Genomic DNA, 16,355 nt, shown 5'->3' with positions numbered 1-16,355 from the left:
TTGGAACGAGGTAGATGAGTCAGTCAAACCTCGTTCCTCAATGCCTTGCCGAGCGTTCGTGCCGCTCACCGACGGCCGGTTCGGCTTCTTCGACTTCGACGCTGTCAATGGCTTGCTGCAGATCGTCGACCGGGGCAATTTCCGGTTGCTCCGGCAGGGAGATACTTGCCCGGTACAGCTTGCCAAGGATGTCGATGGGCAGGCCGCTGACATCGACCATCCACTGCGCGATCTGATCGGCGACGGTCGCACCCTGCATGGCCTTGTGCAGGTCCGGCATCGCTACCAGCATGCCGGGGTGGCAGCAACGCAGAAAGTGTTCAAGGCCCGTGCCCTGCCCCACGAAAGGAGCGAACAGCATGCACACCAATTGCGTTTCGCTGAGCCCCAGGATCTTTTGTGCTTCGAGGGCAGCGTAGGCACGACGCTCGGGAATCGACGACGGAGAGCCGAACAGCGCTCGAGCCTGTTCACAGGCGTGCTCCGGCAGTTGCTTGCGATGCATGATCATGATCGCCCGTTGCACGTAGTCCCCGTAGCCCGTTTCATAGCTGCGGCCTTGCAGGTAGCAGGCCTGCAGACCATGCAAATGAGCCGACAGCAGCGGGCTGAGATACTCGTTTTCGGGCGCTGATGGGACAAGACCTTCGGTCTGTACCCGCAGGAACTCGTTGAAGAGCGGCCAGTTGGTTCCCTCCGAACGGTCGACGATCAGGTCGTCGATGCCGACGTGGCCCACTCGTCGGCAGGCCTCGAAATGGCCTTCGGGTCGCCATGCATCGAGGCGATCCGGGCCATAGAAATGCCGGTAGACATCACCGCCCAGGGAGTCGAGATGAGCAAAGAGGTTGTCGAAACCGCAGGGGTGGTCGGTCATCAGGCCGATCTTGCGGGTGGCGCGGCGCAGGCCCGATATGAATTGTTTTTGCTGGCGCGGCGTATCGCTGCTGACCAACGAATCCACGCCAGACTCCCAGCGAGCCATGTGCCGGTAGAACTCGGCCATCGCCAGGTAGCCGTCATCGCCAATCTCCAGGGGGCTGTCGGCCGCACGAAGGTGTCCCAGGACCAGCAGGTCCATGCGATTGGCTTCGTGCCCCGCCACCGACAAGGGCTGCCGGTGATTGAACGGCAACACCTCGCGGTTATCCGCCATCAGCAATTCGACCCGGGGGTCATCGTAGACAAACAGCGCGCTGTAGCAGCGGTGGATGTTTTCCAGCGTCGCCTGGGTGGTCTCGCTCAGGCGTGGCGTGGCAACGCGCAAGGCGAAGGTCACCGGATGGCGCCCGGCGATGCTCAACTGTGCGGCGCGCAAGGCGGTCAGCACATAAAAACTCTCCCGGCTCCCGTTCTGGACCGTCAACACCCGATAATCGCCAATCCGGTCTATGCCTCCGGCGGCGACAATTAAACGCTGGATCAAAAGCTGCAACGCGGTACGTTCTGCCCGGGAATAAAAACCCGACAGCCGTTGCAATATCTGTTGATACACGTGAGTCATTGCCTGCTCATGAATTGCACTCATAGCCATTTACCTGGAAATTCAACTATCGGCGTCGCACCCGCACCAACGTGACTGCGCGACGTGTTGGTCTAGATGGGTAGTTCTAGTACTCAAAGAGTATTAGCAATACGCTCAAGCATTGCTTGTCGTAATTATTTGATACATATGCTGAGGGTCGGCCTTCGCCCCTTCGAGCGATCGCCGAGGGCCTTTAAAACCGGGACCATCGCCGGCCGACCGGAGCGTCCTAGGAGAATTCCGACAACGTCCCACAGATAATGAGCACGAGAAATAAAGAACTTGCCGAACTTTAAATGATGCTCTACCCCACCCTGTTTTCCCCAGGATCGATAGATAGCCCCGCACCAATTAATGCTCGTTGCCTTTTGAACGGGCCTTGAAGGACGAAGACCTTCGAAAAAGTTATACCGCACCACGACTTCTTCCTTGATATGGAAATCAGTGTTCAATTATCAAGACTTAAACACTGATTAGAAGATACAGATTGAGGGCAAAAACCAGTTCAGATGTTGGCCGACAAACCGTCTCAGTCTTTGAGCGAGCCGGGGCAGGCAATTCGGGGTGCGAAATGGCGAGCTACGAACGTAGCCCAGCCAGGCAGGCAGGAACTGCCGTGAGAGAGGATGGGGATCAGGACGGCAGCGCAAGAGCCGAGGTGATGACTCTTGCGCAAGACAGGATTCAGGCCGGGTCGACGACCTGAAGGGCAACGCGTTCACGGCAAGGGCACTCGCCCATGTAGCGGTGAGCCTCGACAAACTCGGAGAACGGGAAGACCCGAGTCTTGAGTGGCAACAGCACGCGATCGGCGGTCAATTGATTGATATCCCGCAGTGCTCGTTGCAAGGCCACATGGTCCTGGAGGATGCCCAGTTCCGGCTTGCCGGTGAAATTGCCGATGCAGTGCACAAAGAACTGAATGTTCTTCTGGAACGCCGCGCAGGCTGGGAACGGCGTCTGGTTGCCGCCCTGCAAGCCATACAGCACCAGGCTGCCACGGGGCGCCAGTACGTCGCCGAGCAGCGACATCTGCGGCCCGCCGAGGCCGTCGAAGACCACATCGACGCCGCGGTTGTCAGTGAGCTTGTTGATTTGCATCAGCAAGTCCTGTTCTTCGGTGACGATGACCTTCTCGGCCCCCAGCGACAACAGGTACTCCCGCTCGTCAGCCGTCTTGGTGGCCGCGATCACCCGCACACCCAGGGCCTTGCCCAGTTGTACGAAGGAAGGACCGGCGCAATGACTGGCATCGGTCACCAGGGCGAATTGCCCGGGCTTGACCCGCGCCAGGTCCATATAGGCGAAGTACGCAATCAGCAGCGGCGTGTAATGCACGGCGGCTTCGATCGGGCTGAGCACGTCGGGATAACGGGTCAGGGCGGTGCGTGGCAGCACGATGACTTCACCGTACACCGGATAATCGTTCGGACTCTCGGCAGGGAAGCTGGCGACCTTGTCGCCCACGGCCAAATCATCGACACCATCGCCGACAGCCGTGACTACCCCGGCCATCTCGTGGCCCAGGCCCGAAGGCAGGCGCGCCTGGGAAGACGCCAGGTTCTGGCGCCACAAGGTGTCGTACCAACTGATGCCGATCGCTTCGACGCGGACCTGCACTTCTCCTGGCGCAGGAAGAGCCGCCGCATGCTCTTCGCATTTGAGCACCTCGGCACCACCAAACTTGTGAAAACGGATCGTGCGGGACATCGCAAACCTCGTCAAAGTAACCTCTAATGCCATGAACTCTATCCGGGCTTTGTACCCAAGACCATCAGTGGCTATTAATAGTCGACATGCCTGTCATTGATTCCGCAGCAAGAAAAACCAACCAATCCTGTAGGACTTAACCTAAGAAAACGCAATTAGCCGGTGCAGAGTACCAGCCTTTCCCCGTAAGATTCATGCCGGCCATTGTTCCCATATGGCCGCTCACGTCAAGCTTGCCGAATCTGCCAGGACCCCAGATGAATCGTAATGACCTGCGGCGTGTCGATCTGAACCTGTTGATCGTGTTCGAAACATTGATGCATGAACGCAGCGTGACCCGCGCCGCCGAGAAGCTGTTCTTGGGCCAACCGGCCATCAGCGCCGCGCTGTCGCGCCTGCGCAGCCTGTTCGATGACCCGTTGTTCGTGCGCACCGGCCGCAGCATGGAGCCTTCAGCCCGGGCAGTCGAGATCTTCGCCCTGCTCTCCCCAGCCCTGGATTCGATTTCCACGGCAGTCAGCCGCGCGGCGGAATTCGACCCGGCCACCAGCACCTCGGTGTTTCGCATCGGCCTGTCGGACGATGCCGAATTCGCCCTGCTGCCCATGCTGCTCAAGCGCCTGCGAGCCGAAGCGCCCGGCATTGTGCTGGTGGTGCGCCGGGTCAACTACATTCTGATGCCGAGCTTGCTGGCCTCCGGCGAAATTTCCATCGGCGTCAGCTACACCGATGACCTGCCGGCCAACGCCAAGCGCAAGGTCTTGCGCCGCAGCTTGCCCAAAGTATTGCGGGCCGACACCGCGCCGGGCCGACTGACCCTGGACGAGTTCTGCGCTCGCCCCCACGCCCTGGTCTCCTTCGCAGGGGACTTGAGCGGCTTCATCGATGAAGAACTGGCGAAACTCGACCGCAAGCGCCATGTGGTGTTGGCCGTACCGCAGTTCAACGGCCTGAGCACCCTGCTGTCGGGCACCGACATCGTCGCCACCGTGCCCGACTACACCGCCGACGCGCTGACCGCCGCCGGCGGCGTCCGCGCCGAAGACCCGCCCATACCGGTGCGCAGCTTCGAACTGCACATGGCTTGGCGCGGGTCCCAGGACAACGACCCGGGGGAACGCTGGTTGCGCTCGCGGATTCAGATGTTTTTTGGCGACCCTGAGAGTCTTTAAGGCTTTCGCGAATGCTTGTTAGCTGATCATTTCAGCCTTTTCCTAGCCTTGAAGAGCCATTTACTTCCAGCTAATTGCTACATTTGGGGCAAATTTGAGGGCATACTTTAACTGGTTTGAAAAGGATGCCCCCAACCGTCATCGTTGTCTTGTAGAGGCGGCTCGCAAACAGCCAAGCATCTGGGCAATATCCTGACCAGCACACCATCGCGATGACAGTCTGCATTCATCGCCGCAACGGAGAAAAGCAAGGCGCGCTAGCCTGCAAATTCGCCAACACCTTCTCATACTCCAAATCTCCCTCAGCCTCTCGTGCAGGGATCACCTCGCCATGTAACTGAGCACGTAGATCATCCCAACGCTCCAATAAAACCTGCCAGTTATGTTCATCGTAGGTCCCTCGGAAGATCACCGGATGCACATCAATGCGTGGTAGCTCCGCCGCTGGAATATCCCGCTCCAACGCTTCGTCCAGTTGGCGACTCCAGTGACTGCCCACCCGATCGACCCGGCCGATCTGCTGCTCGACCACACCGGGGTTCCATTCCGGGTGCATGAGGATCACGGTGCGGCAGGCTAGGTGCAGGTTGAGACCTTCGCGGCCGACGGCGGACTGGGCCACCAGCACCCGGGGAAAACTGTCGGGGCGATTGAAGGCCATCTGCAACAGGCGGCGGGTGGACTGCTCGGTGCCGCCATACATCAAACGGGCAAAACCACCCTCCTGATGGGCATATTCATCCTGCAGGCGGGCCAGGAGCGGCTTCCATTGCAAGGCCACTTCGTCCTGGGCGATGTCGCTGTCGTCCGCATACCGGTCGCTGGCAGCCTCCAGCAACTGGCGGAAGGCCGCGCAGACTTGCTCGGGGGTCGGTGATCCGGCCAGATCGCCGGTCAGGTCGAGGATCGCCCGGGTGAACAGCGCCACGGGATGTTTCTCGGCTGCATCAGCCAGGTCCTTGTTGAGCTCGGCGTCCCTGAGGCATCTGAACATGGCCCGGGGCACTTGCTCGTGTTCGCCCAGCCCCGCATCCAGCCACTCCAGCAGGCGTCGGCGCAATTGCTCGCGGCGCGCGCCCTGGCTGTTGTACTGGCGGGCCAGCAGGTCGGGGATCGCAGCAAGGTCCAGAGGGGACTGCAACTGGCAATGGGCAACCTGTACTGCGGCCCACTCGCAATGATCATCCGTGGCATCGGCGCGGATAACGCTCTGCGGCCAGTACACACCGGCGTCCAGTCTGCGCAGCATTTCCCGGGCGTTGAGCAGGCGCACCATGGCACGCATGGGCGCGGTGAAGCGACCGAACACCAGGACCTTCTCCTTGCGCTCATGCACTGCTTCGATAGCGCTGATCGTGGCCAGGATCGCCGGATGCTCGAACAGATGATGAGGTCGCTGGAACGCCTGTGCAGCGCTCTTCAACCACCATTGCACGCGCTGCTGGCGCTTTTCATCGAGCGGATTGAGTGGTTCGTCCGGCGTCGATGCGGACGGTTCCACGGGTTCGTTGATCTGCCCAAGCAGGTCGGCGATCCCGTGACCGTTGGCCAGGGTCAGGCGCAGGCGCTTGGCCGTGGCGTTTTCCTCCAGCCGCGACGCAACCGAGAGCGCCTCGGTCGCGCACACGGCCTGACGCCAGGGTAGCGCCAGGCGCTGAACATCCACGCTGACCGGCTCGCGGGTATTGCGATGGGTCTCCCCGCGGGTGCGCTCGGTGAAGCGCAGGACGTCGGCGTCTTCGCGCTTGTCCCGGCGCAGTAGATAGGGGCAGAGCATGGTCTGGAAGGCGCTGGCCGCCGCCTCATAACGATGCCGCGCGGTGTCGCTTGAGCGCCAGTGGATGCGCAGGTGACGGATGGCCTGGTCAAAGTCGTCGATCACCGGCTGAAGCCGGTCGCACACGCTTTCGTCCAGCCCCAGCCGCTGGAAGGTCTGCCGCCACTGCTGGACGTTCAATTCCACGGGGGTCGCAGTCAGGCACAGGCGTCGGCATTGCTCCGCGCTGGAGAGCATGCCGAGCAAGCGGCTGAGGCCGCCGTCGCTGCCGCGACCTTTATGGGCTTCGTCGATCACTACCAGGTCGAACGCACCCAGGCCAATCCCGACGGTCTGCTCTAGCCAGCTTCGATAGAGGCTGCCGTTGCCGTAGTCGGTATAGACGTCCGGGTGAGGCCAAGGGTGATGTGCAGTGACGTCGCTCAACCAGGTGCTGGCGGGTTGCCGCGGATTTTCCCGGAGTACATTGACGATGCTGACTGCGGCACTGGTGACCCACTCATCGTATTCGCCAGAGTGCAGATAACCGTTCGGATACCGGGCTGCGGTTGCCTTGCGCCACTGCGCAAAAACCTCGGGCACCAGCTCCCTGCGCCAGCGCCGGGTACCCTCCCCCAGGCGCCAATTGGCGAAGGCATGGGACAGCAGCACCGTCGGCACCTCGAACCACGGGGTCTGCTCACTGACCTCGGCGCCCCCCCAGGCTTCGAAATAACCCAGCAGCCCGCGAAGCATAACAGGCACGGCGACACCGCCGCGGTTCAACTCGTCCTGCCACTGATAGCCCAGCCCCGGCGGCGCGATGATCGCGGCGCGGCCTCCGGCCTCGTTGACCGCGCAAATCAGCTCGACGGCGATACGGGTCTTGCCCATGCCCACTTCGTCGGCCAGCACGACGCCGTGTTCGCCGATGCGCTCGGCCAGCGCCAGCACGCTGGCGCGCTGGCCCTTGTTCAAGTGCGCAGCCGCCTCACCCTTTTCGCCCGCCAGTTGCTCCTGCTCCGCCACCCGCCTGCGCAGGGCCGCCGAAACCTTCACCCAGCTGAAGTCCGTCCGTGTCATATCGCAACTCCCAAGGGAAATGCACTGCCGAGCTTCCAATGAGCTTCGATAGTGCTTAGTGCCGTCTCGTAGCGCTGGCCTTCCGGGCCATCCGCCGTTTCCGCGAAACCTGGCCTGAATGCCGGTTGGCGCAACGCGTGGAGAGGATTGAGCTCAAGGGCCAGGAACTGCTGCAACAGCTCGCAGCCGGCAGCCTGGCTGAGGGACTGCTCCAGGCGCGCACACCACAGCGGCCAGTCCCGAGGCTCTAGGGCGGTCTGTTTTTCGGCGATGCTTTCGATCAGTTCCATCATCTGCCGGATCGGGTAGCGCGCTGCCTCCCCCGCAGATGCTCGGCTGCCCTTCCGCTCAGGCGGGTCCTGGGAGGGATCAAACGCATTGGGCAACTCGTCTTCGCTGGGGGCGTATGGGAATCCGTCGAGCTGCAGCCAGGCGTCCTCCAGGCTGATGTCCGGCAAGCCAGTGGCGGCCAAACGGCCGAATCCGTCAAGCACCGGTACCACGGCGGTACGGGTCGCCCCGGCGTCCTGCCATGCCACCCGCACCTGCCGCGGTCGTGGCCCGGACCAGACGAAACCCTGCCCCTCGACCCAGGCGCACACCTGTTCCGACGTGTCCAGCAGCGAGCAGGCCGGCTGCGCAAGCGCGTCGGCGCTCAACCAGCCGTGCTCCGGCGTCTCTGCATCCCGCCAGACCAGATAGGCCACAGGTGCCGCGGCGAACAACTCGTCGCCCACCTCGAGTTCCTGGCCTTGGCGCAGGTTTTCAGGGGCACACTCCTGATCCCACTGGACCGGCAGTCGATAGCCGATCGCTTGCGGGTCGGCGACACCCGGCTTTGCCGGATACCAGTTCATCGGTTCAGGGACGAAGACCACCCCGGCCTCCAAGTTGCCTTTCGAGCGCCCCGGTCCCATCTGCAGGGTGAAACCCTGTCGCGTCAGGTTGCCCGAGCCCAGGTAAAGCCAGGGGCTGGCGGTTTTTCCCGAGTCACCGACCTCGCTGGCGCTGAAGATGAACTTGGCGTGCATGGTGCGCTGGGGCTGCTCAGCAAACCAGGCCGGCTGGACCGCAGGTTTTACGCTGATGCCTGCCGCCGTCAATAGTGGGACGGAATCAGCGATGCCCTGGCAGCTCGCCTCGTTGACGAACAGGTCCACGCAGCTGCTCGCCGTCAACAGACGGGGCTCGCCCTCTTCACCGCGCAGGCGCCGGACGATGCTCAGCGGGACCGATGACTGATCGTCGGCCAAGGACGATTCATAAAAACCCGAGCCCATGGCCAGGTAGTTCCGCGCGCTGCCACGGCCCGAGGCATGCAGCACCTTGGCTGGCAACTGGTCGAGCAGGGACTTCTTGCGGTTATGGAAGAAGCGCGGGGTCAATTCGGATGACCAGGGCTTGACCTGCTTGAGCAGATACTCGTCCAGTTGCGCCACGGCAGCGGTCGTCAGCGGATTGGCCTGCAGCGTACGCCGGTCGTAATGGGTGCGAAGCCAGTCCACCAGCCCCCAGGCGCTGCTGATGTCCGCGCACACCTGCCGGGTGGCGTCAGATGGCGACGACAGATCATCGCTGCGCAAGTCCAGGCACCAGACCAAATCGAGGCTCTGTTCCAGGGTCTGCCGCGTCCAGTTGCCGGTGGGCACCAGCAGGCGCAGGCACCAGGCGCCGCTGGTGTCCGTGCTGCGGAACGCCAGCAGCGCCACCTTGGCGTGCATCAGGTTGAATGGCAACTCGCCGTTGGCCCACGGCAGGTGCAGTAGGCCAGGCACCCCGATGGGGTCGATCTGGACCGCACGCGGATCCAGCATCAGCGCCAGAAGCGTCTGTCCGGCGTAGGCACGCTGATTGGCCTGCTGGTAGGTGAAGCGTTCAAGGGCCTCGTTGAGGAAGCCCTCGTCTGCGGAAAAGCCGCACAGCCAGCCGAACTGACCGGTGAAACCCTCCGGCGCCTCGAAGTGCCGAACGAGAGAAGCAGGCACCTGGCTCATGAATTCACCTCTTCGATGGCTGTGCTCGGGGTCGCTGAAGTACTGGCCTGCGCCAGGCCCTGGAGATCCTGGTCCAGACGCCGCAGGCGCTCAACACGGTGGGAGATCCAGGCGGGCAGCGCTGCATGGGCTGGCGCCTCGGTAACCTCGTCGGTCACCGGATCGCTGTCGATTGGTGCGCCCTGATGCATGAACGCAGCGCCGGGCACAACCTCCCGGCCGCGAAGACGCAACACCCGGTCGTCACGGCGGACCAGGTGGGTCAGCAGGCTCGCATCGTCGGGGTCCGCGCATTCGCGGCAGAAGGCCTCGGCCACACTGTTCGTCCGTTGCGCCAGCGGATTGTCAAGGAACAGGCGTGCCAGTTGACGCAGGTGATCGAGGCGCGTGGCGATACGCTCGGGCAGGATACTGCCCAACCTAAAGCGCAGGGTGCTCAGTACCGCCAGATGCTGCTCCAGTGCGTTGAGCACATCGTAGGCCGCATCCTGGACCTGGAAGAACAACGCGCCGTAGTGCAGGTCGTTCCAATGCTCGGGGTCAATGGCATCAGGTCGCAGGCGCCAGTCTAAGGCTCCCGCCGGCTCTGCGTGACGGGCGGCCAGCCAGCGACGGATGGCGACGCGGCGCTCCCCTCCGCCTTCGCCGCTGTAAATATGCCGTGACAGCAACGCACGAGCGATTGCGGGCAACCCGTGCAGCGGTGAAAGCAACTGCCGGACGCCGGGTTTCAGCTCGCCCACGGCACGGCCTTTCAGCGCCCACTGCACCAGGGCCTCCAGCAGCGCGCCGTCATCTTCGCAGCAGGCATTGATGAACTCCCGGCCAAAGTCCGTACAGACGAAGGCATTGAAGCGCTCGCCTTGGGCACGCACCAGCCCAAGGGCCAGCAAGGCCTGGCCGGAGCCCATGCGCATCGGCTGGCTGACATAGAAGCCGGGCTTGCACAGGGTCTTGAAGTCAAAGCCGGCCTTGCCGCGCAATTTCTCCGAACCGCGCACCCGACTATCACCCTGGCCGTTGTGGTGGGTGAGTGCGAAATAGCAGCCCAAGGCTTCGACGGCATTGGCCACGGCGATATTCGAATGCGTCATTCCGTGCCGGCGCAAGGCCTGGGCCAAGGCAACACCCAGGGTCGCCAGCAGCAATTGCTTGGCGTACCAGACAGCGCCCATGCCGGGTACGGCCCGCTCGTTGTACTCGCGCACCGCCGCGCCGATATCGAGTGTGCGGGTGCGTCGCTCGCTACCCACGTGATCCGGGCCACACAACCCCCAGGTCATGGTCATGACGCTATCCTCTTCATCCTTGGAAAGATCGGCATTAGAGCTGGCATAAGGCCACCAACGATAGCAAAATGCTGCATTCGCAACCAGGTCGGATCGTGTCCCGGGAAGTGGTGTAACTGAAACAGCCGATACGCTCGGATTGGACATGCCTGAATGCAGGCTAGACGCCACCTCGGCGACCCATATTAAGGATGAGATGACATGGACACGAAAGAGACCCTGGAACAGGGTGTTCTCTATGCGCAGGCTGGCTTCAACGAACTGCAGAACCAGTTGTTGACCGGTGCGTTGGATCAATACTCGGTGATGCTCAAGCAATCGATCACGAGAAAAGATGGTGAGTATGCAAACTGGGCCCTGGATAAACAGCAGGGTCGAATCGCAGAGGCTCACCACGCGGGCTCTTACAACATCGAAGCAGCTGGCAAGGGCGCCAACAACCACCGCGCCACGCTGGATGTAGGACGACACAACGATCCAGTCACCGACGTTCGCATCAACACCCCTGATGGCTCCAAGGACTACCAACTCAAGTTCTACAAAACTGCCGAGGACAGCACCAAAGCCATCAACCATGGTGACTATCAGGACGTAGGCAAGATCGTCCCGGAAGAGCAGCTCGCTGGCGCCCGAACCGTTGCCAAAAATGAAGCAACCAAAAACGCCCAGAAGCGTCCCGAGGTCAGCAAGAACTACAAGAAAACTGCTGAGACCCTGGATGACTCGATCCACTCGGACGATCGCCCTGACATCAAGAGCAAGCCACTCAAGCGTCGCGGCAAAGGCAGCTCGGAGGAGCTCGTCAAAGAAACAACCAAGGAAGATAAAGGCCCCGAGTATGCAGAAAAAGACCGCGTACGCGCTGAGTTCAATCGCATGCAATACGCGAATGCAGCCAAGGCAGGGGCAATCGGTGGTGCAACGCTAAGCGCCGCTTCCGAGCTACTTGGCATCATGCGCAGCGATGAGCCCCTCACGATGGAGCAGTGCTATGAGGCAGCCGAGCGCATTGTTCTGAGCTCGATAAAGGGGGCCGGCAATGCCGTTCTGGTCACTGGCATTCAGCACCTTGGCCAGAACCTGATCGACAGCGCCTCACACACCGTACTCAAAAACGCTGGCGGCCACCTGATCAAAGGCAACGTCGCTTCGGCAGTCGCAAACATCGCGGTAAGCCTTGGCCAGAACATCTACAAGTTCTCACGAGGCGAAATCGACAGTCTGGAGTTTGGCGGATCAATGATCAGCACCACGGTATCGGTCGTGGGTGGATCCTTGGCGTACAGCGCAGGCACCGCAACGGCGACCTTCCTGGGCCAGTGGGTGGCCTCCGAGATCGCCTCCACAGCACTGTTTGGCACCACGCTTGGCGCCCTTGGCCCCATTGCACTGGGCGCCGTGTTCTCGATTGGGTTCTCATTCGCTGTCTCGGCTTATGTCGGCCACTTCGCAGGCCAAGGTAGAAAGCTGGCGATGGAGGATATGCAGGCTGCGATGTCCCAGCTCACCAATGGCTCGATCAACCTTTCGCAGTACGCTGGGCTGGTCGGAACCATGTCCGAATTCAATTTCGAGTGGAAGGACATGCTGCCGTTTTCCGGCAGTATCTCGGTATTCTCGGAATACCGTGCTCGCAAAGGTCAGCTCATGGCCGTCCAGAAGCAGATCGAGAAGCAGATCGCCAGCCTGCCCTCCCAAGAGGCAGGGGCCCTCTATCAGCTTAAGGCCAGCTACCAGCAGAAGATTCTCCAGATCGAAGAAGATTACGAGCGTCAACGGCAAGAGATCACGCGACAGGCCGGTGAGCGCTATCAGATGTTGCGCAAAGACCTGAACGCTCACTTGGAGCTTCAGTTCCTCATGTTCACCCCTATCAAGAATACCCTTCTCGGCGACCGCAAAGCGCTCCAGGCTGCCAGTAACGAACAACAACTCGAACAGGCGCGCATGGACTCCTATCGCAAGGAGCTCAAAACATTGCAGCAGTCCCTTGAAGCGACTGCATTCGAGGGTGGTGACACCAACAAAATCGCCCGGACGATGCTGGCCACGATCGATGTTCGTCTCACAGACGTACTGCCTGAGCGGACGTCCTGGGATCAGGCATACGAATTTTTTGTGCGCCCGTAGTGCAAGGAGGCCTAAATGCTAAAGAAACTTGTCCATTACTTCACCAGTCGCAGCCTGGATAAACACCTGCAGAAAACGCAGTGCATGATCGATGAGTATGAACGCGAGGCCGCGGCTAGCCAGGCACGGGTTCAAGCTCAAGCCGACGCTTACAAGCTGCAAATCCAGCAGCTCGCCAAGCTGCGCGAAGACCAGCTCAAGCAGTATGTTGAGTTCCTCAACGATCACATCGAGAAGACCACAGACTACATCGACCATCTCAAAGATCTCCCGCAGGCCATGTTCCTGTGTGTCGAGGCTTGGCTACGTAGGAACATCAGCGAGCTGCGCTGGAATCTTGAGCGAGATAAAACCCAGGTCATCCGATCGACGATTTCGTATCTGGATGAACTCAATCAAGAGATGATCCGGCTTTCGCGCGCCCAGGAACGCCGCACCTGGCAAGCGCAAATTGCGAACCGTCCGCCTCGCGTCACAACCCCAGAGATCACCAAGCTCGTCAAACAATTTGCACGAGATGCCAAGTCCGATGCCAAGGACTATGAACGCGATCTGAGCCGCATCAAAAGCTATCAGAGCAAGCTGAGAAAGCAGCTAAGTGACCTCAGGATTTCCACCTCCGGACTCAAGGCCGAGAAGGAGCGAAACAGTGAGCAACATCAGCTCGTGAGGCAGCGTGTGAAGGCCCTTTACGAGCAGTGCGGTACCAAATTCAGAGCACTGCAGGACATCTTCGAGAACTACTACCAGTTCTCGGACAGCGATTCGCCCCTGGCAAACCTGTGGATTTCACAAATGCCCAATGGCGGTACGCTCAGGGAAATCAATCAGGTGCTCATCGATACGAGGCCCGATTGGGAAGACGCCAAGCGCAGAACATCAGACCTCAAACATCGTAGAACGATTATCCAAACGCGCATCAAATGGGCTCACGACTTTAAAGAGTTCTCCACACTCGACGCGGACAAGGAAGCGCGCTCAGAGATTGTCCATTCGCTGGCAGACGCCCGCGAACACCAGGACAACTTCTTCAAAGCCCGTCAGGTGTTCACATCTCGTCGCGATGAAATCAAGAAACTCATGGGCTGGATCAACGACCTGCACCCCTCAAAAACCATCGAGCAGGTATTCACCCTGCTCTCGCGCGACGACACAGACATCTACTGGCCAGCGATCGGCCTGGCAACCAAGTCAGTGCGTCACCCAGCAAGGAGGCAACAATGAGCACATCAAGCACAACACGCGTGAAGCTCAGCTTCCAATGGGCTGCCTGGCAATTCAGGGAGTGCTTCATCGCCATTTCTGAGGCCGTGCGACACGGCTACACCACCAACGATGAGTTAATCAACGTGCTGCCCCAATTTACGGTCAACCGTCTTGTCCTAGGCTTGGACAAATTGCTCGCAGCGGAAATGGCACACCTCAACATGGATACGCTCTCCATCGATGATGACATGCGCATCGTCGAGGCACTCGCGGCTGGCCAAGTGCTTGAACTGCCGCTGGGCATCGAGCAACTGGAGCGAAACGACCCACTGATGGGCAAGATTCTGATGGGCATTGGCGTACGAAACCCAGCGGGTGCACTGTCGCTCTTGAAACCAAAAGTTGAGGGGATCTGAGATGACATCTAAAGAGCACTTCAACCAGGGCGACCTGAGCACAACTCATTCCGCTGTCACGCCGAACCCAGACTTCATCGATCACATCGACGACTGGCTGGAGTACCTGGTAAAGCTTGTCGAGATCACAGCCGATCCGATCACCCGCGCAAAGTATGAAAGACAGATCAGGTATGTCCTGCGATTCCGCAGTGGTGCCAACTGCAACGTTGCTCACAACAACACCTTGGCCAAATATTACACCGAGGCGGCTGGATCCGTAGACGATGCATCGGACAGCAAACCGGGAGAGAACCCCCGCGCTACCGATCGCAAAACGAAGGTTGGTGCTGAACTTGCCAAACTGGGGTTGCACGACTCGATGGCCATCCACTCCACCGCACCGATACAGGAGTGCTATCTGGCTGATACCTATGCCTACTCCCAAATCCAGAAAGCCTTGGCTTGCGAAGACATATTCTTCCTCCAAGGGCCTCCCGGTACCGGTAAAACCACTGCAATCGTGGAGATCATCCTCCAGACCCTACGCAGTAAACCCGAAGCGCGAATCCTCATCAGCTCCGAAACACACGTCGCAGTCGACAACGCCCTTGATCGCCTGACCACGCACCTTTCAGCTTCCGACATGTCCATGGTGATGCGCTACCCACGCTTCATGGTCGCCACCTTGGAAAGCCCTGCCGCCATTGAAGTACAAGCATTCGATCGGGCTGATGCCGTATGGAGAGAGGCCTGGGAGAAAGCGCCGGAGCTCACAGAGCGTTTGTGGCAAAAGCTGGATCGCGGACGCACGAACAGCGACGGGAGCGTCGACCTTCCCCGGTGGCTAGTGCGCAACCTCGCCGACCGGCATCAGATCATCGGCGTGACGTGCAACCAGGTGGATCACTTCATCGACAAGGACAGCGACATGTTCGACCTGGCCATTGTCGATGAGTGCTCCAAAGCTACCCTGCCTGAGTGGCTCATGGCACTCACAGTGGCCCGCAAGTGCGTCCTGGTAGGCGACCACAAGCAGTTGCCACCGACCTTCTGCAAAGAAGAGTCTTCAGCACTCTCGGCACTCGACAACGCCCAGGAGAAGCTCATCAGAGGCGGCGTCATCGAGCGCATCTTTGAAAACTTTCCCAAGCACATGAAAGGCACGCTGCTGAAGCAGTACCGGATGCTGCCTGAGATTGGAAAATTCATCTCCAAGCACTTCTACAACAACAGCCTCGCCCACAGCCGCACGGGAGGTAATGGCCTGTTCGAGCATTTCGCCTGGCTGACCTACGATTCCAAGGGGTACTTCGTCCCCCCTGAACGCGGAGAAGAGGAAAAGACACTGATCAACCAGCGCGAGATTCAGATCATCGTCGATCGCCTGAAGACGATGTGTGAGCAAATCAGCGAAGCAAAGTCTGCCGTGATTGCTGAAGCCTCAGCCCGCGGTGATACCGTGGGCTCTGGTGATGTGATGATGGGTGCCAGCACCACCGTTCTTCAAAGCGAAGGGGCCAAGCCCTACTTCAGCGACGGCAAGCGGCTGAGCGTAGCCGTGATCACGCCGTACCGAGCACAGTGCAGGCAGCTCAAACTCGCTCTGGGTAAACTCGATTTACGCGAGCACCTGACGATCGAGGTGGATACCGTCGATGCGTTCCAAGGGCGTCAGGCTGACGTCGTCTTCTTCTCATTCGTACGCACCGTCGGGCCCGCCACGTTTTATGCAGATGACCGACGCATGAATGTCGCCATCTCCCGGGCCAGAGACTGTGTCTACCTGGTGGGAAGCATCGAATACATCCGCAGCAAGAGGCTGCCGGCACTGACAGCGCTCGTGGGAAGACCGGTGTTTACCCGGGTTGGATGATGCAGGCCGCGGAGAAAACGCTCTCAGCGGGAACCTACCCTGGTCAAGCGGCTTCAGGTGGATCGATAGATGTTCAGAGCGTGGATGGATAAGCTTCGAGCCCCAGATCTACTAGGCAGGGATAAGAGGCAACTGGAAATATCTAGTCAATATCTCGCCATACGTGTGGGGTATACACGGACTTTGGGGTCATCAGACAGACGAGTTTTTCGAGAGCAT

At 60.1% G+C, this 16,355-nt stretch carries 10 protein-coding genes; 5 read left to right on the top strand and 5 right to left on the bottom strand.

Going from position 1 to position 16,355, the window contains the following annotated elements; all coding sequences use genetic code 11:
- Window positions 1-37: 37 nt before the first annotated feature.
- Together AC30D9_RS00770 and AC30D9_RS00765 are read right to left on the bottom strand one after the other, a co-directional pair.
- Entirely contained in the window at window positions 38-1,528 is a 1,491-nt protein-coding gene (locus tag AC30D9_RS00770) for a hypothetical protein (RefSeq protein WP_490143190.1), read from the bottom strand.
- A 681-nt stretch (window positions 1,529-2,209) separates the two neighbouring features.
- Window positions 2,210-3,235 (bottom strand): zinc-dependent alcohol dehydrogenase family protein, encoded by a 1,026-nt coding sequence (locus tag AC30D9_RS00765; protein ID WP_109754040.1) that lies wholly within the window; start codon window positions 3,233-3,235, stop codon window positions 2,210-2,212.
- Between the two features lie 257 nt (window positions 3,236-3,492).
- Between AC30D9_RS00765 and AC30D9_RS00760 the strand changes: the two genes are divergently transcribed.
- Window positions 3,493-4,407, top strand: coding sequence for a LysR family transcriptional regulator (locus AC30D9_RS00760; RefSeq protein WP_109754039.1), 915 nt, complete (start codon window positions 3,493-3,495; stop codon window positions 4,405-4,407).
- 226 nt (window positions 4,408-4,633) lie between these two features.
- Here the strand turns inward: AC30D9_RS00760 and AC30D9_RS00755 are convergent, their stop codons facing one another.
- From AC30D9_RS00755 to AC30D9_RS00745, 3 genes are read right to left on the bottom strand one after another with little or no spacing between them, the layout of a single operon-like run.
- Window positions 4,634-7,246 (bottom strand): DEAD/DEAH box helicase, encoded by a 2,613-nt coding sequence (locus tag AC30D9_RS00755; protein WP_490143189.1) that lies wholly within the window; start codon window positions 7,244-7,246, stop codon window positions 4,634-4,636.
- Window positions 7,243-9,240 carry a hypothetical protein gene (locus AC30D9_RS00750; protein WP_490143188.1) on the bottom strand — a complete coding sequence of 666 codons (1,998 nt, stop codon included), beginning with the start codon at window positions 9,238-9,240 and terminating at the stop codon, window positions 7,243-7,245. The genes AC30D9_RS00755 and AC30D9_RS00750 overlap by 4 nt, the downstream gene beginning before the upstream one ends.
- A complete protein-coding gene (locus AC30D9_RS00745; protein WP_490143187.1) occupies window positions 9,237-10,529 on the bottom strand; it encodes a hypothetical protein in 1,293 nt (430 codons plus the stop codon). The genes AC30D9_RS00750 and AC30D9_RS00745 overlap by 4 nt, the downstream gene beginning before the upstream one ends.
- 201 nt (window positions 10,530-10,730) lie before the next feature.
- Here AC30D9_RS00745 and AC30D9_RS00740 point away from each other — a divergent pair, with 201 nt between their 5' ends.
- From AC30D9_RS00740 to AC30D9_RS00725, 4 genes are read left to right on the top strand one after another with little or no spacing between them, the layout of a single operon-like run.
- Window positions 10,731-12,659, top strand: coding sequence for a hypothetical protein (locus AC30D9_RS00740; RefSeq protein ID WP_490143186.1), 1,929 nt, complete (start codon window positions 10,731-10,733; stop codon window positions 12,657-12,659).
- Between the two features lie 15 nt (window positions 12,660-12,674).
- Window positions 12,675-13,883, top strand: coding sequence for a hypothetical protein (locus AC30D9_RS00735; RefSeq protein WP_490143185.1), 1,209 nt, complete (start codon window positions 12,675-12,677; stop codon window positions 13,881-13,883).
- The gene (locus tag AC30D9_RS00730) at window positions 13,880-14,281 is read left to right on the top strand and encodes a hypothetical protein (protein ID WP_490143184.1); all 402 of its coding nucleotides are present in this window, start codon (window positions 13,880-13,882) and stop codon (window positions 14,279-14,281) included. The genes AC30D9_RS00735 and AC30D9_RS00730 overlap by 4 nt, the downstream gene beginning before the upstream one ends.
- 1 nt (window position 14,282) lies before the next feature.
- The gene (locus AC30D9_RS00725) at window positions 14,283-16,136 is read left to right on the top strand and encodes a DEAD/DEAH box helicase (RefSeq protein WP_490143183.1); all 1,854 of its coding nucleotides are present in this window, start codon (window positions 14,283-14,285) and stop codon (window positions 16,134-16,136) included.
- The last annotated feature ends 219 nt before the right edge of the window (window positions 16,137-16,355 follow it).

The sequence above is a fragment of the Pseudomonas sp. DF11 genome (genome assembly GCF_058148565.1).
This window is presented reverse-complemented; position numbering and strand designations above follow the sequence as displayed.